The following is a 21508-nucleotide window of genomic DNA, read 5'->3' as shown; positions in this document are numbered from 1 at the left end:
GTCCTTATTCAGGGCAGAGTGGGTCACTTATCAGCGAGCTGAGGAACCAAATGGTTTACTCTAATACCGAAAAAAAACGTATCCGTAAAGACTTTGGTAAAAGTGCACCAGTTGTGGCTAAGCCGCAAATGTTGGCTATCCAAACGAGCTCTTTTAAAAAGTTTTTAGAAATGGATCACACAGGTGAATACGGCCTGGAAGCAGCATTCCGTAGCGTGTTCCCTATTAAAAGTTACTCTGGAACTTCTGAACTTCAATATGTATCGTACCGTTTAGGTGAACCCGTATTTGAAGTTAAAGAATGTCAAACCCGAGGTATTACTTATTCTGCACCGCTGCGTGTTAAATTACGTCTTGTATTATACGATCGTGATGCACCAGCAGGTACTATTAAAGATATCAAAGAACAAGAAGTCTACATGGGCGAAATCCCATTAATGACTCATACTGGTACTTTTGTTATTAATGGTACAGAGCGTGTAATCGTATCTCAGTTACACCGTAGTCCTGGTGTATTCTTCGATCACGACAAAGGTAAAACTCATTCATCAGGTAAAGTACTATATAACGCACGCGTTATTCCTTACCGTGGTTCATGGTTAGACTTTGAATTCGATCCGAAAGATTGCTTATTCGTTCGTATTGACCGTCGACGTAAATTACCATCATCAATTATTCTTCGTGCACTTGAGTTTACGACGGAAGAAATCTTAGCAATCTTCTTCGACACTACACGTTTTGAAGTGAAAGATGGCAAGATATTGATGGAACTACTGCCGGAACGCCTACGTGGCGAAACAGCTGTATTTGACATCGTTGCTAACGGTGAAGTATACGTTGAAAATGGTCGTCGTATTACTGCTCGTCATATCAAGAAATTTGAAAAAGCCGGCATAACCGAAATCGAAGTACCATTAGAGTATATCGCTGGTAAAGTAGCTTCTAAAGATTATATCAATGAAGAAACAGGCGAAGTGATTGTTGCAGCGAATGCTGAACTAACACTCGAGTCTGTGGCTGAATTGTCTCAAGCTGGTATCAAGGTAATTGATGTTCTTTATACGAACGACCTTGATGTAGGTAGTTACATGTCTGACACATTACGTGTTGACTCAACTACTAACAAACTTGAAGCGTTAGTTGAAATCTACCGCATGATGCGTCCTGGTGAACCACCAACGCGTGAAGCGGCAGAAGGATTATTTAATAATCTATTCTTCGCAGAAGAACGTTATGACCTATCTACTGTTGGTCGTATGAAGTTCAACCGCCGTATTGGCCGCGAAGAAGATACTGGCTCTGGCATCCTGAATAAAGAAGATATTGTTGAAGTGATGAAAACTTTGATTAATATCCGTAACGGTAAAGGCGAGGTTGATGATATCGATCACCTTGGTAACCGTCGTATTCGTTCAGTTGGCGAAATGGCAGAAAACCAATTCCGTGTTGGTTTAGTTCGTGTAGAACGTGCTGTTCGTGAACGTCTAAGTCTTGGTGATCTTGATGCAGTAATGCCACAAGATTTAATCAATGCTAAGCCGATTTCAGCTGCGATTAAAGAGTTCTTTGGTTCATCACAACTGTCTCAGTTTATGGATCAAAATAACCCATTGTCAGAAGTGACGCACAAACGTCGTATTTCTGCTTTAGGGCCTGGTGGTCTAACACGTGAACGTGCTGGTTTTGAGGTACGTGACGTACATCCAACTCACTACGGTCGTTTATGTCCGATTGAGACTCCAGAGGGACCAAACATTGGTCTAATTAACTCACTAGCTGTATTTGCCCGTACTAACGATTATGGTTTCTTAGAAACGCCATTCCGTAAAGTAATCAACGGTAAAGTCACTAATGACGTTCAATACCTTTCGGCTATCGAAGAAGGTCTGTATGCAGTAGCACAGGCTAACGCGACTATCGATACAAACGGTATGTTACAAGATGAATTTATCCCATGTCGTCATAAAGGTGAAACTACCTTTATGTCAGCGGATAACATCCAGTATATGGACGTATCTCCACAGCAAATTATTTCTGTGGCGGCATCGCTAATTCCGTTCCTAGAACACGATGATGCTAACCGTGCATTGATGGGTGCGAACATGCAACGTCAAGCCGTACCAACACTAAACGCTGATAAGCCATTAGTAGGTACTGGTATTGAACGCGCGGTAGCAATCGATTCTGGTGTAACTGTTGTTGCGCTACGTGGCGGTTCAATCGACTATGCTGATGCAAGTCGTATCATCGTTAAAGTTAACGAAGAAGAACTGGTACCAGGTGAAGCGGGTATTGATATCTACACGCTAACTAAGTACACACGTTCGAACCAAAACACATGTATTAACCAACGCCCAACAGTATTAACTGGTGAAGCTGTGGTTAAAGGTGACGTGCTTGCTGACGGTCCTTCAACAGACCTAGGTGAATTAGCACTTGGCCAAAACATGCGTATCGCATTCATGCCTTGGAATGGTTACAACTTCGAAGATTCAATTCTTGTATCTGAACGTGTTGTAAAAGAAGATCGTCTAACGACTATCCACATTCAAGAGTTATCATCGATTGCTCGTGATACTAAACTTGGTAGCGAAGAGATCACTGCGGATATCCCTAACGTGGGTGAAAGCGCATTATCTAAGCTAGATGAGTCTGGTATCGTTTATGTTGGTGCTGAAGTTAAGCCGGGTGATATCCTGGTAGGTAAAGTAACCCCTAAAGGTGAAACACAATTAACGCCTGAAGAAAAGCTTCTACGAGCTATCTTCGGTGAAAAAGCGTCTGATGTAAAAGACAGTTCATTACGTGTACCTAACTCTGTTTACGGTACTGTAATTGACGTGCAAGTATTTACCCGTGATGGCGTAGATAAAGATAAACGTGCACAAGACATCGAGCAGATGCAATTACGTGAAGCGAAAAAAGACTTAACTGAAGAATTATCTATCTTCGAAGAGAGCTTATTCGGTCGCGTTAAAAACTTACTATTAGCTGCTGGCAAAACAGAAGAGCAACTTACTGCTATTTCTCGTGGTCAATGGTTAGAGATGGTTCTTGTTGATGAAGAACAACAGACTCAATTAGAAAGCTTAGCGAAGCAACATGATGAGCTAAGAGCTGACTTTGATTCTAAGTTTGATATCAAACGCCGTAAAATTACCCAAGGTGATGACCTAGCACCAGGTGTACTTAAGATCGTTAAAGTATATCTAGCTGTTAAACGTCGTATCCAACCGGGTGATAAAATGGCCGGTCGTCATGGTAACAAAGGTGTGATTTCAACAATCGTGCCTATTGAAGACATGCCGCACGATAAGTTTGGTGAGCCAGTTGATATCGTACTGAACCCGCTGGGTGTACCATCGCGTATGAACATCGGTCAGGTACTTGAAGTTCACTTGGGTCTTGCTGCTCGTGGTATCGGTACTAAAATCGATAACATGATCAAAGAGCAACAAGATCTTGCTAAGATCCGTGAGTTTATGCAAAAAGCATACGACATCGGTGATTCGCATCAGAAAGTTGATTTATCAACTTACTCTGACGAGGAAGTTCGTGTTCTTGCGCACAACTTACGTAAAGGTCTGCCAATGGCAACACCGGCGTTTGATGGTGCTGCAGAAGCTGAAATCAAAGAAATGCTGAGACTAGCTGATTTACCAGAATCTGGTCAATTAGAGTTATACGATGGCCGTACTGGTGATCTATTCGAACGTCCAGTTACCGTTGGTTACATGTACATGCTGAAACTGAATCACTTGGTTGATGACAAGATGCATGCACGTTCTACCGGTTCTTACAGCCTAGTTACTCAGCAGCCGCTGGGTGGTAAAGCTCAGTTCGGTGGTCAGCGTTTCGGTGAGATGGAAGTATGGGCTCTGGAAGCATACGGTGCAGCATATACTCTACAAGAGATGCTAACTGTTAAGTCTGATGACGTGAACGGTCGTACTAAGATGTATAAGAGCATCGTAGACGGCGATCATCGTATGGACCCAGGTATGCCTGAATCATTCAACGTATTGTTGAAAGAGATCCGCTCATTGGGTATCAACATCGAACTAGATGAAAACAAAGGTAAGAAATAAGCTCTTATTAAGAGATTATTCAAACTTTTGAATTAGCATTGCGCCTCGACTCATTCTGTGAGTTGAGGCTGCGTAGTTTTCACTCCCAGTGGAGAAAAACGTGAAAGACTTATTAAAGTTTCTAAAACAGCAAGGTAAGACCGAAGAGTTCGATGGTATCAAGATTGGTCTAGCATCACCTGAGCAGATCCGTTCTTGGTCTTTTGGTGAAGTTAAAAAGCCAGAAACCATCAACTACCGTACCTTCAAACCAGAACGTGACGGTTTATTCTGTGCGCGTATTTTCGGCCCAGTAAAAGATTACGAATGTCTTTGCGGAAAATATAAGCGTCTGAAACACCGTGGTGTTATCTGTGAAAAATGTGGCGTAGAAGTAACGCAAACTAAAGTTCGTCGTGACCGTATGGGCCACATCGAATTAGCGTCTCCTGTTGCACACATTTGGTTCTTGAAATCATTACCGTCTCGTATCGGTCTATTACTAGACATGACACTGCGTGATATCGAACGTATTCTTTACTTCGAATCATATGTTGTTATCGAACCAGGTATGACTTCGCTAGAGCGTGGCATGATGCTGACTGAAGAGCAGTATCTTGACAACCTAGAAGAATGGGGTGATGAATTTGATGCGAAGATGGGTGCTGAAGCTGTACTTTCTTTGTTACAAGATCTAAACCTAACCCAAGACATTGAAGAAATGCGTGAAGAATTAGAGACTACAAACTCTGAAACTAAACGTAAGAAGATCACTAAACGTCTTAAATTAATGGAAGCATTCGCTATCTCTGGTAACAAACCAGAGTGGATGATCATGAACGTACTGCCGGTATTACCGCCAGATCTTCGTCCATTAGTACCACTAGATGGTGGTCGTTTTGCTACTTCTGATCTAAACGACCTTTACCGTCGTGTGATCAACCGTAACAACCGTCTAAAACGTCTATTAGACTTAGCTGCTCCAGATATTATCGTACGTAACGAAAAACGTATGTTACAAGAATCTGTTGATGCGCTATTAGATAATGGTCGTCGTGGTCGTGCGATTACAGGTTCTAACAAACGTCCTCTTAAATCTCTTGCTGATATGATCAAGGGTAAACAAGGTCGTTTCCGTCAGAATCTACTCGGTAAACGTGTAGATTACTCTGGTCGTTCTGTAATTACAGTTGGTCCAACGTTACGCTTACACCAATGTGGTTTACCTAAGAAAATGGCACTTGAGTTATTCAAACCATTCATCTACGGTAAATTAGAATCACTTGGTTTTGCAACAACGATTAAAGCCGCTAAGAAAATGGTTGAACGTGAAGGCCCTGAAGTTTGGGATATCCTAGACGGCGTGATCCGCGAACATCCAGTAATGCTTAACCGTGCACCAACACTGCACAGACTTGGTATTCAAGCATTCGAACCTGTTCTAATTGAAGGTAAAGCGATTCAGTTACACCCATTAGTATGTTCTGCATACAACGCCGATTTCGATGGCGATCAGATGGCTGTACACGTACCGTTAACAATTGAAGCTCAATTGGAAGCGCGTACACTGATGATGTCTACGAATAACATTCTTTCACCTGCGAATGGTGAACCGGTTATCGTACCTTCTCAAGACGTTGTATTAGGTCTTTACTACATGACTCGTTCTGGCGTTGGCGCTAAGGGTGAAGGCATGGTACTAGGTAGCCCTGAAGAAGCTGAAAAGCTTTATCGTAGCCACCTAGTTGAACTACATGCACGTGTTAAAGTACGTATTACGGAACATCTTAAAGATGAAGACACTGGTGAAGTTACAGTTCGCACTGAACTGAAAAACACCACTGTTGGTCGTGCGATTCTTTCTTTAGTAGCACCTAAGGGTCTACCATACGCATTAATTGATCCGATCAAAACTTTATCTGCTGAAGAAGAAGCTAAACTTGCAGCGAATCCAGCTAACTGGTTCCTGAAAGTATCTAACGAAGCGTTAGGTAAAAAGCAGATTGGTAAGCTACTGAATGACTGTTACCGTCTATTAGGTCCGAAAGATACTGTTGTTTTCGCTGACCAAATAATGTACACCGGTTTCCATTATGCTGCGCTTTCTGGTGCATCAGTTGGTATCGATGACATGGTTATTCCGGATGCGAAGAAAACGCTAATTGAAGCAGCTGAAGTTGAAGTAACTCAAATCCAAGAACAATTCCAGTCTGGTCTTGTTACTGCGGGTGAGCGTTACAATAAAGTGATTGATATTTGGGCGCGTGCCAATGAGCACATCTCAAAAGCAATGATGGATAACTTGTCTACGGAAACTAGAGTGAACTCTTTAGGTGATACTGAGACACAGAAATCATTCAACAGTATTTACATGATGGCCGACTCTGGTGCTCGTGGTAGTGCCGCTCAGATTCGTCAGTTAGCGGGTATGCGTGGTCTGATGGCGAAACCAGATGGTTCGATCATTGAAACACCAATTACTGCCAACTTCCGTGAAGGTCTAAACGTACTTCAGTACTTCATCTCAACGCATGGTGCACGTAAAGGTCTAGCCGATACAGCACTTAAAACAGCAAACTCGGGTTACCTAACTCGTCGTCTTGTTGACGTTGCACAAGATCTTGTGATTAACGAGATTGATTGTGGTACTGAAAATGGTCTAATCATTACTCCTCATATTGAAGGTGGTGATGTTGTTGAACCACTACGCGATCGTGTTCTTGGTCGTGTTGTTGCTGAAGATGTTGTGAATCCAAGTACTGGTGAAGTAATATTGCCACGTAATACATTGCTTGACGAAAAACTTTGTGATTTCTTAGAAGAGCACTCAGTTGATCAAATGAAAGTACGTTCTGTAATTACTTGTGACAATGACTTCGGTGTTTGTGCAGCTTGTTACGGTCGTGATTTAGCACGTGGTGTTATGGTTGGTCAAGGTGAAGCCGTTGGTGTTGTTGCAGCACAATCAATTGGTGAACCTGGTACACAGTTAACGATGCGTACATTCCACATTGGTGGTGCGGCATCGAGAGCCTCTGCAGAAAATAATATCCAAGTTAAAAACACGGGTACGATTAAATTCCACAACGAGAAATACGTTGAGAATGTAGAAGGCAAGCTGGTTATTACGTCACGTTCATCAGAAATTACGATTATTGATGAAAACGGTCGTACTAAAGAAAGCCATAAATTACCTTACGGTTCTGTTGTTGAATATAAAGACGGCGCAGCTGTTGTATCTGGTGACATTATTGCTAACTGGGACCCGCATACTCATCCAATCATCACTGAGGTGGCTGGTCAAATTAAGTTTGTTGACTTAATTGAGAGTATTACGGTTACTAAGCAAACGGATGATCTAACGGGTCTATCTAGCACGGTAATTCTGGATCCTGCAGCACGTGTTGCCGCTGGTAAAGATTTACGTCCTATGGTTAAGCTTGTTGATGCAGCAGGTAATGATTTATTCATTCCTGGTACTGAAGTTGTTGCACAATACTTCTTACCTTCAAATGCAATCGTTAACTTAGAAGATGGCGCATTAGTGACTATTGGTGAAGCGTTAGCGCGTATTCCTCAAGAAAGCTCGAAAACACGTGATATTACGGGTGGTTTACCACGCGTAGCGGATCTGTTCGAAGCTCGTCAGCCTAAAGATGCTGCTATCTTAGCGGAAATCTCAGGTACTATTAGTTTCGGTAAAGAAACTAAAGGTAAACGTCGTCTAGTTATCACACCGACTGATGGTGCTGAAGCTTACGAAGAGATGATCCATAAATGGCGTCACTTGAACGTGTTCGAAGGTGAGAAGGTCAATAAAGGCGAAGTTATCGCCGATGGTCCTGAATCAGCACACGATATCTTACGTCTACGTGGTATTAGCCATGTTGCGAACTATATCGCGAACGAAGTTCAAGAAGTATACCGTTTACAAGGTGTAAAGATTAACGATAAGCACATTGAAACTATCGTTCGTCAAATGCTACGTAAAGCTAACGTAATCTCTGCTGGTGATAGTCACTTCCTAGAAGGTGAGCAAGCTGAAGTTTCACGTCTGAAAATTGCTAACCGTCAGCTAGTAGCTGAAGGCAAGCAACCAGCCGTGTATCAGCACATCCTTATGGGTATTACTAAAGCGTCTCTTGCAACTGAATCATTTATCTCAGCTGCATCGTTCCAAGAAACAACACGTGTTCTAACCGACGCTGCTGTTCATGGTAAGATTGATGACCTTCGTGGTCTGAAAGAGAACGTTATCGTTGGTCGTCTAATTCCTGCAGGTACAGGCTTCTCTTATCACCAAGATCGTGCGAAAAAACGTGCTGGTAAAGTAGAAGAAGTAATGCAAGAAATTACGACTGATGAAGCTGAACAGAACTTAGCGAACCTACTAAATAACCTTTAATTGATTTGCTGAATGCAATTAAAGTAAAAAGGAAGAGTCACAGACCCACTGATACTTTTCCTTTTATATTGAGTAGATAAAGTTGTAGTCTTTTACAGCTAACACAAATCCCCAATACTATTTCGATAGTCTTGGGGATTTTTTTATGCCTGTTGAAAATGCTTATTAGTTACTTTACTGACTATCATCAACAATGCGCAATCAGTATTAATGGCTCTGCAGATCGACCTTCGTTGTCAGATATGACCTGTACAAAACCAGTAGAAAGAGAGGATTAATCACGGTTACTCTTGTTTCCACTTCACATTTTAGTCTATACTCGTGCATCTTGTCGGAGTGCTTTAGGGCTGAGACCATTTAAATATGGGATCCGTGGAACCTGATCAGGCTAATACCTGCGTAAGGAAACAAGAGTGATTAATACAATAATGTGAGTGCGATTCTAGGTTTGCCAGAGGGATTTTAAGGCGGCTTTGATAACATAAACAATCACCATATCTGTATCACTACTCTCCACACATACTCAACGACAAGCAATCATCTTATTAGAAAGGAATGAATGCTATGTCTACTACCAATGTTAACCAAACCAGCAAAACAAAAAAACCTACACGTCGTGAAAATCGCGAAAATGCCCAAGAGTTTATTAACAATCTCAGTTGCCAACCGTTTCCTAATTCAGAAAAATTTCATCTCACAGGTAGCCGTGACGATATCCAAGTCGCGATGCGCAAGATTAATCTTGATGAGACGTTAGTTGCTGGCAGTAAAGACGATCCGATTTATGAGCAAAATGAATCGATTCCAATCTACGATACATCAGGTGCCTATACTGATCCTGCGATTGAAATAAACGTACATCAAGGTTTACCAAAATTAAGACAGGGATGGATCGCAGAGCGTAACGACGTTGAAGCATTAGAAATAGTGACGTCGCACTTTGCTCAGCAACGTCTTGCTGATGACGGTATTGATCATATCCGTTTTGAACATCTACCAAAACCACTCAAAGCCATTGGCGGTCAAAACGTTACCCAGATGCATTATGCCCGTAAAGGCATCATCACCCCGGAAATGGAATACATCGCGATCCGTGAAAACATGGGTCGAGAGTTGATCCATAATGAGCTGTTATTAAAACAGCATGCAGGTAATGATTTTGGCGCCAGTATTCCGGAAAAGATCACGCCTGAATTTGTCCGTGATGAAGTGGCGCGTGGTCGTGCGATCATCCCTGCCAACATCAATCATCCAGAATCTGAGCCGATGATCATCGGTCGTAACTTCTTAGTTAAAGTAAACGCCAATATTGGTAATTCGTCGGTGACATCGTCGATTGAAGAAGAAGTCGAGAAGCTAGTGTGGGCGACACGCTGGGGTGCTGACACGGTAATGGACTTATCCACAGGCCGTAATATTCATGAGACTCGTGAGTGGATCCTGCGTAATTCACCGGTGCCAATCGGTACAGTGCCGATCTATCAGGCGTTAGAGAAGGTAAATGGGATCGCTGAAGATCTTACTTGGGAAGTATTCCGCGATACCTTGATCGAACAAGCAGAGCAGGGCGTTGATTACTTCACTATTCATGCGGGTGTATTGTTGCGTTATGTACCAATGACGGCAAAACGCCTTACCGGGATCGTGTCACGTGGTGGTTCGATCATGGCGAAATGGTGTTTGACCCATCATAAAGAAAACTTTGCTTATGACCATTTCGAAGAGATCTGCGCGATTTGTAAAGCCTACGATGTATCTCTGTCGTTAGGTGATGGCATGCGTCCAGGTTGTGCAGCTGATGCCAATGATGAAGCCCAATTTGCTGAATTAGCAACCTTAGGTGAGTTAACGAAAGTGGCGTGGGAGCAAGACGTACAAGTTATTATCGAAGGCCCCGGTCATATCCCAATGCACATGATTAAAGTGAATGTTGAAAAGCAACTCGATATTTGTCATGAAGCGCCTTTCTATACCTTAGGTCCATTGACGACTGATATTGCTCCTGGTTACGATCATTTTACTTCGGGTATTGGTGCGGCACAAATCGGCTGGTACGGTTGTGCCATGTTGTGTTATGTGACACCCAAAGAACATTTAGGTTTGCCGAATAAAGAAGACGTTAAGCAAGGCATGATCACCTATAAGATCTCTGCGCATGCGGCTGATTTAGCGAAAGGTTTCCCGGGTGCTCAAATCCGTGACAATGCCATGTCGAAAGCGCGTTTTGAATTCCGTTGGAATGATCAATTTAATCTGGCATTAGACCCTGATACTGCACGCGCTTATCACGATGAAAATATCCCCCAAGAATCCGGTAAAGTTGCGCATTTCTGTTCTATGTGTGGACCAAAATTCTGTTCAATGAAGATCTCACAAGATGTCCGTGATTACACTGCCGAGCAAGAAAAAATCAGTATTCAATTGCTCGATGAAGTGGTTGTCATTGATGCTCAAGCGGGAATGCAGATGATGTCGGAAGAATTTAAAAAGCACGGTGCTGAATTATACCTGCCACCAACACATGATGCGGTAAATGGTCGTGTGCCTGAATCTACAACTGAGAACGTGGAATAATAACTTAATGACTCAAGCCATTATTTGGACTATCGCGAGCCTTGATGCTCGCGATAATGCTGCTACTCAAGCCGATATTAATACCATTAATGCGTTGGGTGGGAGTGGTTATCATGTATCGACGACACTGTTATCTGATACTGATTTTGCTGCTGAGTTAGCGATATTGACTGCCGCACCTGTGGCATCTGCCATTAAAATAGGGGTGATAGCGACAACCTCGCATGTGGAGATATTAGCTGGTTTTTTACAAGCTTATAAGCAACTACATCCAGAACTCAGTGTTATCTATGAGCCGTTATCCATTTCATTATCCGATATGGCAAAGGCTGAATCGACAGACACAGTGCTGATTAATACGATTAAAATACGCTTATTACCGATCGTGGATGTATTGATCCTACCGCAAGAGCAAGGCGGAACTGACGCTGCGAAGTTATTCAGTGCGACGAAACAAGCGATCAACACACTACTGAGTGTCGGTGTCAAAGGAGTTTGTGCGAAAGCGCTTACTGTTAATTGCCATCATGATAATAAGCCGCAATCTATCGCCCTCGATGTTTATATTGACGGACAACATGAAATCTTATTATCGTCAGCAAGCGCGACATTAACGCCACCAAGCAAAGATGAAAACAGTGGTATGTTTTCTTCGGCATTGGCAACGGTGATCGCCCAAGATTATCCCATTGATGATGCATTGGTGGTAGCCAGAGCTTACTTAAATCAAATCGCAGACGCATGGCCTACCGATCGCCGTGATTTCCCACAGGTTGTATTACCGAACACAGGATTGGGCGATCAACTGGGCTTAGCACAGCAAATGCAATTGGCTTATGATTTTGCGCCTTGTGATACGAACAGACTCGGACTGTATCCGGTGGTGGATACAGTGGCATGGTTAGAAAAAGTATTGCAGCAAGGGGTGAAGACCCTGCAATTACGCATTAAAGATAAAACCCCAACCGAGGTGGTTGATGATATTAAAGCGGCTGTGGCATTAGGCCGTCAATATCAAGCACGGTTGTTTATCAATGATTACTGGCAATTAGCGATTGAACATGGTGCTTATGGCGTGCATTTAGGTCAAGAAGATATGCTCATCGCTGATTTTGTGGCAATCAAAAAGGCAGGATTGAAATTAGGTCTGAGCACACATGGTTATTATGAAATATTACGTGCCCATCAGATAAAACCGAGTTATATCGCCCTCGGTCATATCTATCCGACAGTCACCAAAGTCATGCCATCAAAACCGCAGGGATTACGACGTTTACAGCGTTATGCTGACTTAATGCAGGATTATCCTTTAGTGGCCATCGGCGGTATTAGCATCGCGCGTGCACCGCAAGTTGCTGCGACAGGGGTGGGTAGTGTCGCCGTGGTCACGGCGATCACTTGTGCTGACGATTATAAGCAAGCCATTGCCGATTTATTGGCGATCGTTGAACCGCAATCATCCTTAACCTCTGTGAGTTGTTGATATGACCGGATTAAGTGATCAGGAATATATGCGTTATAGCGCGCACTTACTGCTTGGTGACATCGGCGAACAGGGACAATTAGCATTGCGCAATGCCAACGTATTGATTGTCGGTGTGGGTGGCCTTGGTGCGCCTGTTGCTCTGTATTTGGCTGCTGCTGGTGTTGGCCATTTAGTTTTAGCCGATGATGATCATGTTGAGTTAAGTAATCTGCAACGACAAATTATTTTTACGCAGCAGCAGTTAAAGCAAACTAAGGTTAGCGCGGCAAAAGCCTCGTTAGCGCAGCTTAATCCCCATGTGAATGTCACCACGATCGCACAGCGGTTAACCCTCGATAGTGCGAACAATGAAATGGCAGACATGTTGACCCGAATTGATTTAGTCATTGATTGCAGCGATAACATGCCGACTAGGCAAGCGATAAACAAGATCTGTGTGACCCAGAAACTACCGTTAATAATCGGGGCGGGTATTCGCATGGAAGGGCAACTGATCGCGTTTAACGCCCAACAAGCTGATTCGGCATGTTACCACTGTTTATATCCTTTCGAAGATACAGTGGAAGTCAATAATTGCAGTACTTCGGGTGTGCTTGGGCCGTTGGTCGGGGTTATTGGTTCTTTGCAGGCATTGGAAGCGATTAAATATTTAACCGGCATGCCGCTGTCTTCACTAAATCGGTTAATGCGTTTTGATGGTAAAACCTTGCAATGGCAGCACCTCTCAGTCATGAAAGATCCCGACTGCGCTGTGTGTGCAGGTCGCTAATACCAATATGAAATATAAGTGCTGAATATAAATAGTAAAACTAAGCCGTTAATTAAATAACCTCATGGCTTAATATTTGGATTTGAGGGACAGGAAGATAAGATGAAATTAATCATTAACGATGAAATACACAACCTCGCGGTGACGACTATTACGTCATTATTGACAGTATTAGAACAGCCGGGAAAAGGCATTGCGGTAGCGGTGAACCAAGCCATTATAACACGTCAAAAATGGGGAGATTTTCAGTTGTCAGAAAATGATCAAGTGACTTTATTTCAAGCTATTGCAGGAGGCTAAATGTCAGTAACAACGTTAAACCCAGCATTCTTATTACCAAGCGATGAGCTTATCATTGCCGATAAAACCTTTTCATCACGGTTGTTTACCGGTACGGGGAAGTTTAGCGATCAAAACATAATGGCTGCTGCCTTGATTGCATCTCAATCCCAGTTAGTGACAATGGCATTAAAACGCATTGATTTAGCTAATCAAGAGGATGATATTCTTAAGCCTTTGATTGCAGCAGGCATGCACTTATTACCCAATACATCTGGTGCGCGTAATGCCAAAGAAGCGGTATATGCTGCGCAATTAGCACGTGAAGCATTGCAAACCAATTGGATTAAATTAGAAATTCATCCGGATCCTAAATATTTACTACCTGATCCTATTGAAACTTTAAAGGCCACAGAACAATTAGCGCGAGATGGTTTCCATGTGTTGCCATACATTCATGCCGACCCGGTATTGTGTAAGCGTCTGGAAGCCGTAGGTACTGCTGCCGTCATGCCATTAGGTGCGCCGATTGGTTCAAACAAAGGTATTCTCACGGCAGAGTTCTTAGAGATTATTATTGAGCAATCGACAGTCCCTGTGATTGTTGATGCCGGGATTGGCGCGCCCTCACATGCGGCGTTAGCCATGGAAATGGGCGCGGATGCGGTACTGGTTAATACTGCGATTGCGGTGGCTAAAGATCCAGTGGCAATGAGTCAAGCATTTGCGTTAGCCGTGCAAGCTGGTCGCCAAGCTTATTTAGCTGGGTTAGGTAGTCAGGCGCAGACTGCGGTTGCTTCTAGTCCATTGACGGCATTTTTAGATCTGTAATAACGCCAATTTAAGGGTTAAATATGAGCTTTTACGAGCAATTACAAAAATTAGATTGGGATGATATTCGCTTATCTATTTATGCCAAAACGGCAGCAGATGTTGAACGAGCATTATCGAAGTCTCGACTCGATCTGGATGACTTTCAAGCCTTAATTTCACCTGCGGCAGAACCTTATTTAGAGCAGATGGCCCAACGTAGTGTCCAGTTAACTCGCCAACGTTTTGGTAATACTATCCAATTCTATGTGCCGTTATACCTTTCTAATATGTGCTCTAATATTTGTACCTATTGTGGTTTTTCGATGCATAACAAAATTCGTCGTACTACGCTGGATATGAAGCAGTTAAACAGTGAAGCGCGAGCGATTAAAAAAATGGGTTTTGATCATTTGTTATTAGTGGCGGGTGAGTCGGAACGTAAAGTGGGGATGCCGTATTTTCGTCAGGTATTTAATGAATTGAAATCGCAGTTCTCGCATTTATCCTTGGAAGTGCAGCCATTAGAACAAGCCGATTATGAAGAACTAAAAGAATTGGGGTTAGATTCAGTCTTAGTGTATCAAGAAACGTATCATCCCCGGACGTATGCCGAGCACCATCTCAAAGGTAAGAAGTCCGATTTTAAATATCGAATTGAAACTCCAGACCGGTTAGGCAAAGCCGGTATTCATAAAATGGGGCTAGGTGCATTAATTGGCTTGGATGAATGGCGTACCGACTGTTTCCATGTTGCTGCGCATTTAGATTATTTGCAAAAACGTTATTGGCAAACCAAGTATTCAATTTCTTTCCCACGTTTAAGACCGTGTGAAGGTGCATTTCAGCCGAAGTCGATTATGAATGATCGCCAATTAGTACAGTTGATTTGTGCTTATAGATTGTTTAATCCGGATGTGGAATTATCGTTATCGACTCGAGAGTCCGAGCATTTTCGTGACAATGTTATTCCCTTGGGCATAACGACTATCAGTGCGGGTTCGAAAACCCAACCCGGTGGTTATTCTGACGATACAGAGAAAGCTTTAGAGCAGTTTGAAATTGATGATGACCGTTCACCAAGTGAAATGGCAGAGCTAGTCAAAACCATGGGCTTAGAAGTGGTTTGGAAAGATTGGGACCGGTCGTTAACGGCACTGAAATAACGGAACATAGGCTGCGCTTACGAATGTGAATACAGCCTATGTTTATTATTTAGTGATGATTATTACTTTTCTACGTTTACCGCTGTTCTCGCGAAACGTTTACTGATTAATTCAATCGGTAATTTACACAGTAAAACACCTGCCGTTAGCATTATCATCATGATTAATGATTCGTGGCTAATCGTTCTGCCGTTGATTACACTGTCTAGGCCAAGCGCGATAACAGGGAACACAAGAAAACAGATTGATGCTTGAAACGGACTTGCTACTTTATTTAATTGGAAGTAAGCCATGATGCCGCCAATACCAGCAATAACGCCAAGGTAAATAACCGATAACCAAGATGTTGATGTGAATGTGCTAAAGTCTGGTTGCTCTGTGAATACGCCAACAGTCAATAATAGTACTGCAGCAACAAGACACGGTAGTGCATTATACGTCAGTACGTGAATACCCTGACAACGCGTTTGTACACTGGTATAAATCGTCGCATGCATTAATACGGCTAGCACTAATGCACCAACACCAATCAGGCTACCATTGGCACTCACGCCCATCTCATTACTAATAATTGTAATTAAGCTGAACAAAGCAATGGCAAGACCAGCGACCTGATGAATGTGTACTTTTTGGCGGTGTACTAATACCGCAAACGCTAATACTACAACCGGCATAGTGGCAAAAATAATTGATGCTAAGCCTGATGAAATATATTGCTCACCAAAAATCATTAAGGTAAATGGTGCAGCAAAATAAAACACACTGATTAACGCAAATTCAAGTTTTTTACCTTTAGGGAACATCAACGGGATATTGAGCTTGCGAGCAGCTAAAATTAATAGCGGTGCAGCTAATGCAAAGCGTAATCCTGTTGCTGTAATTGGTGGTATTGAATGTACTGCAATTTCCATTGCCATCCAGGTAGTACCCCAGATCAAACATACAGATGCAAATAATAATGTGGCGACGAGTTTTGTATTCATAAGATGATCTCTATATAAGCTGGGATATTCAATACGATAATTCTATGCCTTTTGTTGAGGTATATGCTTTCCTATTTCCTTTTAAAACAATATTAAACAGGTAATAAATACTCCATATATATTAAATTGTGAAAATAATTGGTTTACTACCTATTTTTATCACTGTATTTATTTTTCAATATCGCATTTTTTGCAATAAAACGTTCGTAGACTGGTTAAACTTATCGACAGTTCAAATTCAAGGTTAGATTGGCGGTATTTACCCCAAACCCATCTTTATCATGGGTGAGAACACACCCATTTTCAGCATGTGCTTAGTGCTACGCCTTTGTTAAGATGTTGTTGTTTAGGGTTTTTATTTTAAAATTAAAATGTGGACTAATGGTTGCTATATGGTTATCACACTGTTAATTGGGCGGTTTTTTCTTGGTTAACAACGTTATAATTATATGGAGATTATTATGTTTAAATACGCTACGGCAATATCGATAGTACTGGCGAGCATGACCACTTTTACGGCTCAAGCCTCTTCAGGTGCGTGTGATCCGGGTGAGATCGTAATTAAATTTAGTCATGTGACGAATACGAGTAAGCACCCGAAAGGTATTGCTGCGTCATTACTTGAGGAACGAGTAAATAAAGAGATGAATGGTAAAGCTTGTATGCAAGTTTTCCCTAACTCAACACTTTACGATGATAATAAAGTGCTTGAAGCATTATTAAGCGGTGATGTGCAATTAGCGGCACCGTCACTGTCTAAATTTGAGAAAGTCACCAAAAAATTCCGCATTTTTGATTTACCTTTCCTGTTTGATGACGTTGATGCTGTTGATCGTTTTCAAAACTCTGAATCCGGTGAGAAATTGAAAAATTCAATGCGCCGCCGTGGATTGCAGGGCTTAGCATTTTGGCATAATGGCATGAAGCAAATGTCAGCTAACCGTCCACTTATTTCTCCTGAAGATGCCCAAGGTTTGAAATTCCGAGTTCAGGCATCTGATGTACTGGTTGCGCAGTTTGAGCAGCTTGGAGCTAACCCACAAAAAATGTCATTCAAAGAAGTATACGGCGGTCTACAAACCAACGTTATTGATGGTCAGGAGAATACTTGGTCGAATACCTATGGCAAAAAATTCTTCGAAGTTCAGGACGGTGTAACCGAAACCAATCACGGTATTCTTGATTATCTATTGGTTACGTCAAACCGCTGGTGGGCTAAATTACCGAACGATGTAAAAGTGCAACTGCGTCAAATTATTGTAGAGGTAACTGCAACACGTAATGCCGAATCTGCGCGTATTAATAATGAAAATAGAAATAATATTATCGCGGCTGGTGGCGTTGTACGTACGTTAACGCCAGAACAACGTCAAGCTTGGGTTACTAAGCTACAACCTGTTTGGTCTAAGTTCGAGAAAGATATTGGTAGTGACTTGATCCAGAAAGCATTAGCGTCGAATAAATCATAATACCAAGCGGCATAAGTGATTTATGCCGCGTTAAGCTAATCGAAGGGAACCAGTATGAATAATGGATTATGGACGCGCTTAGGGCGTGTCACCGACAACCTTGAAGAGCTGAATATTGCCCTGTCATTAGGTGTGATGACCTTGCTCACTTTTGCCAATGTGGTGTTTCGGTATTTATTTAATGGCAATATTTTATGGGCGTTAGAATTAACCGTATTTTTATTTGCTTGGTTAGTGTTAGTGGGGGCTTCGTACGGGGTAAAAAAACATTCTCATATCGGCGTTGATATTTTAATTAATATAGCGTCAGTGAAATTACGTAAAATTTATGCCGTTATCGCAGTAAGTGCGTGCTTACTTTTCTCTGTGTTGTTATTGATCGGATCGTGGAATTATTGGTATCCGTTTATTACTGATCAAGCATGGTATGAAACCGATGATATTCCGATGCCAGAATTCTTACAGTTCCTTTCCGATTGGTTTAATGAGGGAGAACGTTATGAAAAATTACCTCGTTTTATTCCTTATTTTTCCTTACCGCTAGGTACTGCATTGCTGACATTTAGGTTTGCACAGCTGTTATGGCAAGTGCTTACTAATAAAATTGACCGTGTGATCGCAAGTCACGAAGCTGAAGAAGCGTTGGCGGTATTAGAACAAGAAGATAACAAGGATTAAGTTATGGTTTTAGTTGTATTGTTATTGATGATCATCGGGTTCATGATGTTCGGTGTGCCAATTGCGGTGTCACTTGGTTTATCAAGTATCCTGTTTTTGCTGGTTAATTCCGATGCTAGCTTAGCATCTGTTGCACAAACATTATTTAATGCGTTTGCTGGCCACTACACCTTATTGGCGATCCCGTTTTTCATTTTGGCCTCGACCTTTATGTCCACTGGTGGTGTTGCTCAGCGCATCATTCGTTTTGCCATTGCTATCGTTGGCTGGTTCCCTGGCGGTTTAGCGATTGCTTCTGTGGTCGCGTGTATGATGTTCGCAGCGTTGTCTGGTTCATCACCAGCAACGGTTGTCGCTATCGGTAGTTTAGTTATCGCAGGTATGGTTAAAAATGGCTACAGCAAAGAGTTTGCTGCCGGGGTTATTTGTAATGCTGGTACCTTAGGCATCTTAATTCCGCCTTCCATTGTGATGGTGGTGTATGCCGCCGCTACGGATGTATCTGTTGGCCGCATGTTTTTAGCGGGTGTAGTTCCGGGAATGCTAGCGGGACTGATGCTTATTATCGCGATTTTTATTACCGCGAAAGTTAAAAAATTACCCGCGCAACCGTTTGTTGGTTGGAGTGAAGTTTTTCGTTCAGCGAAGGATGCATCGTGGGGGTTGATGTTAATTGTTATTATTCTCGGTGGTATTTACGGCGGTATCTTTACGCCGACAGAAGCGGCGGCAGTTGCTGCTGTGTATGCGTTTGTGATTGCTAACTTTGTGTATAAAGACATGGGGCCTTTTGCCGATAAGAAAAGCAGTCAATCGGTGATCGTTAAATCACTGCACGTATTATGTCATCCAGATACCAAGAAAAGTTTATTTGATGCCGGTAAAATGACCATCATGTTGTTGTTCATTGTTGCTAATGCATTAATTTTGAAGCATGTATTAACCGAAGAACGTATTCCACAAATGATCACTGAAACCATGTTAAGTGCCGGTCTTGGACCTATTACATTTTTGATCGTGGTGAATGTTTTACTCTTGATTGGTGGTCAGTTTATGGAACCATCGGGTTTGTTGATTATTGTCGCGCCCTTGGTATTTCCGATTGCATTAGAACTCGGTATTGATCCGATCCATCTTGGTATCATTATGGTGGTGAATATGGAAATTGGCATGATCACACCGCCCGTGGGCTTGAATCTGTTTGTTACCTCGGGTGTCGCCAATATGTCGATGCTGCAAGTGGTGAAAGCGGTGATGCCGTGGGTGGCATTGATGTTAGTATTCTTAATCATGGTGACGTATGTACCTTGGATATCAACGTGGTTACCAACCTTGATGATGGGACCTGAATTGATAATTCGTTAAGGTGTCAGTCAGTACTAAGGTAATAACAAAATGGCCAGCCTATGCTGGCCATTTTTAGTTGTGCTTTTTTACAGGTTATTGCTGCATAGATCGTTATTTAACAGCCTGTTCTTTAAAAGCTTGTTTATCGATTTGATGCTTTTGCATTTTGTCATACAAGGTTTTACGCGCTAAGTTAAGCTGATGCATCGTGTCTTTTATACTGCCATTACAGCTTGTTAGCGCTTGTTCAATCAGAATTTTCTCGAAGGCTTCAACTTGCTCGGATAAGTTTTTCGTCAATGTTACTTGGACTTCGTTAACCGAGTTTAGACCGGTGAGTTTACCCAGCAATATATAGCGCTCGGCAGCGTTCCTTAACTCACGCACATTACCTGGCCAATCATGCGCAAGCAATGTTTGTACATCTTGAGGTGGTAATGCTGGGGCGGCTTTACTATACCGGGCAGCAGCAACCAATAAGAAATGATGGAACAGGCTTTGAATATCATCGAAACGTTGGCGCAGCGGTGGTAAGTTTAGGGTTACTATATTAAGGCGATAATACAGATCTTGGCGAAATACCCCGGTGTTGGCTGCTTGTTTTAGATCGACTTTAGTGGCTGCAATAATACGAATATCCAGTGGTATTTCTTTATTCGAGCCAAGGCGTTCGAGGGTACGTTCTTGTAAGATACGTAATAGTTTTATTTGCGCCTGCATGGGCATTGACTCTATTTCATCGAGAAATAAAGTGCCGCCTTGGGCATATTCAAATTTGCCAATACGCCTGCCTGATGCACCCGAAAAAGCGCCTTTTTCATGACCAAATAATTCACTTTCAATGAGGTTTTCTGGTACTGCGCCGCAATTGATGGCGACAAAATTATGGGTTCGACGGCTACTTTGTTCATGCAGCGAACGGGCCACGAGTTCTTTACCGGTACCTGTCTCCCCAAATAATAGAATATCGGCAGGAGTATCAGCAATTTGGGTAATCATTTCACGTAATTCTACAATCGCTTGAGTGGTACCTATGATCCGAGGACCCAGTGTTTCTTTGGCTTGCAGGGCTTTTTTTAAGGTTTTGTTTTCTTCGGTTAACATGCGTTTTTCGATAGCGCGTTTTACCGATTCTGTGAGTCGTACTGAGGCAAATGGCTTCTCAATGAAATCATAAGCCCCATCCTGCATCGCTTGTACCGCAAGTGAAATATCACCGTGCCCAGTAATTAAAATAACCGGTAGGCTAGGGTCTTGTTGCATCAGTTTTAGCAATAATTTATGACCAGATAAACCGGGTAAACGGATATCCGTGATCACCACTAAAGGTGTTTCTACCGCTAGCTGAGTGAGCGCTGATTCAGCATCGGCAAAACAGGTTACGCTAATTCCAGCAAGTTCTAGGGTTTGCTGATTAGCGAACCGTAGATCTTCTTCGTCATCAATAAAAAAAACCTGACTCATTATTTATCCTA

Annotated in this window: 13 protein-coding genes and 1 riboswitch; of the genes, 11 read left to right on the top strand and 2 right to left on the bottom strand. The window is 42.4% G+C overall.

The annotated features are described in order from the left end of the window. Window positions 1-50 precede the first annotated feature (50 nt). The 8 genes from rpoB to thiH all read left to right on the top strand — a co-directional run bounded on the left by rpoB (window position 51) and on the right by thiH (window position 15556). A complete protein-coding gene (gene rpoB, locus HRT96_RS13665) occupies window positions 51-4088 on the top strand; it encodes a DNA-directed RNA polymerase subunit beta (protein ID WP_293157671.1) in 4038 nt (1345 codons plus the stop codon). A 100-nt stretch (window positions 4089-4188) separates the two neighbouring features. After that, window positions 4189-8472, top strand: a complete 4284-nt coding sequence (gene rpoC, locus HRT96_RS13660) for a DNA-directed RNA polymerase subunit beta' (RefSeq protein ID WP_293157667.1) — start codon at window positions 4189-4191, stop codon at window positions 8470-8472. A 322-nt stretch (window positions 8473-8794) separates the two neighbouring features. Beyond that, window positions 8795-8896: riboswitch (TPP riboswitch) on the top strand. Window positions 8897-9027: 131 nt separating this feature from the next. Continuing rightward, complete coding sequence (gene thiC, locus HRT96_RS13655; protein ID WP_293157664.1) at window positions 9028-11046, top strand: phosphomethylpyrimidine synthase ThiC; 2019 nt, start codon at window positions 9028-9030, stop codon at window positions 11044-11046. A 7-nt stretch (window positions 11047-11053) separates the two neighbouring features. Next, window positions 11054-12529 carry a thiamine phosphate synthase gene (gene thiE / locus HRT96_RS13650; protein WP_293157661.1) on the top strand — a complete coding sequence of 492 codons (1476 nt, stop codon included), beginning with the start codon at window positions 11054-11056 and terminating at the stop codon, window positions 12527-12529. Window position 12530: 1 nt separating this feature from the next. Then, window positions 12531-13301, top strand: coding sequence for a HesA/MoeB/ThiF family protein (locus HRT96_RS13645; protein WP_293157658.1), 771 nt, complete (start codon window positions 12531-12533; stop codon window positions 13299-13301). A gap of 102 nt (window positions 13302-13403) precedes the next feature. Continuing rightward, window positions 13404-13601, top strand: coding sequence for a sulfur carrier protein ThiS (gene thiS, locus HRT96_RS13640; protein ID WP_293157655.1), 198 nt, complete (start codon window positions 13404-13406; stop codon window positions 13599-13601). Further along, on the top strand, window positions 13602-14411 hold the full coding sequence (locus HRT96_RS13635) for a thiazole synthase (RefSeq protein ID WP_293157652.1): 810 nt from the start codon (window positions 13602-13604) through the stop codon (window positions 14409-14411). It begins immediately after the preceding gene. A 23-nt stretch (window positions 14412-14434) separates the two neighbouring features. Further along, window positions 14435-15556 carry a 2-iminoacetate synthase ThiH gene (thiH, locus tag HRT96_RS13630; protein WP_293157649.1) on the top strand — a complete coding sequence of 374 codons (1122 nt, stop codon included), beginning with the start codon at window positions 14435-14437 and terminating at the stop codon, window positions 15554-15556. A gap of 62 nt (window positions 15557-15618) precedes the next feature. On the opposite strand, the gene HRT96_RS13625 is transcribed toward thiH, so the two are convergent. Next, entirely contained in the window at window positions 15619-16539 is a 921-nt protein-coding gene (locus HRT96_RS13625) for an EamA family transporter (RefSeq protein WP_293157646.1), read from the bottom strand. Between the two features lie 461 nt (window positions 16540-17000). Between HRT96_RS13625 and HRT96_RS13620 the strand changes: the two genes are divergently transcribed. The 3 genes from HRT96_RS13620 to HRT96_RS13610 are packed head-to-tail and all read left to right on the top strand — an operon-like array spanning window position 17001 to window position 20051. Next, the gene (locus HRT96_RS13620; protein ID WP_293157643.1) at window positions 17001-18008 is read left to right on the top strand and encodes a DctP family TRAP transporter solute-binding subunit; all 1008 of its coding nucleotides are present in this window, start codon (window positions 17001-17003) and stop codon (window positions 18006-18008) included. Window positions 18009-18062: 54 nt separating this feature from the next. Further along, complete coding sequence (locus HRT96_RS13615) at window positions 18063-18686, top strand: TRAP transporter small permease (RefSeq protein ID WP_293157640.1); 624 nt, start codon at window positions 18063-18065, stop codon at window positions 18684-18686. Window positions 18687-18689: 3 nt separating this feature from the next. Then, on the top strand, window positions 18690-20051 hold the full coding sequence (locus HRT96_RS13610; protein ID WP_293157637.1) for a TRAP transporter large permease: 1362 nt from the start codon (window positions 18690-18692) through the stop codon (window positions 20049-20051). Between the two features lie 93 nt (window positions 20052-20144). Here the strand turns inward: HRT96_RS13610 and HRT96_RS13605 are convergent, their stop codons facing one another. Beyond that, window positions 20145-21497 (bottom strand): sigma-54 dependent transcriptional regulator, encoded by a 1353-nt coding sequence (locus tag HRT96_RS13605; protein WP_293157634.1) that lies wholly within the window; start codon window positions 21495-21497, stop codon window positions 20145-20147. Window positions 21498-21508: the final 11 nt, after the last annotated feature.

This window comes from Moritella sp. (assembly GCF_013215705.1).
Lineage (GTDB): Bacteria > Pseudomonadota > Gammaproteobacteria > Enterobacterales > Moritellaceae > Moritella.
The sequence above is the reverse complement of the archived record's forward strand: the minus strand, read 5'-3'. Positions and strand labels throughout refer to the sequence as shown.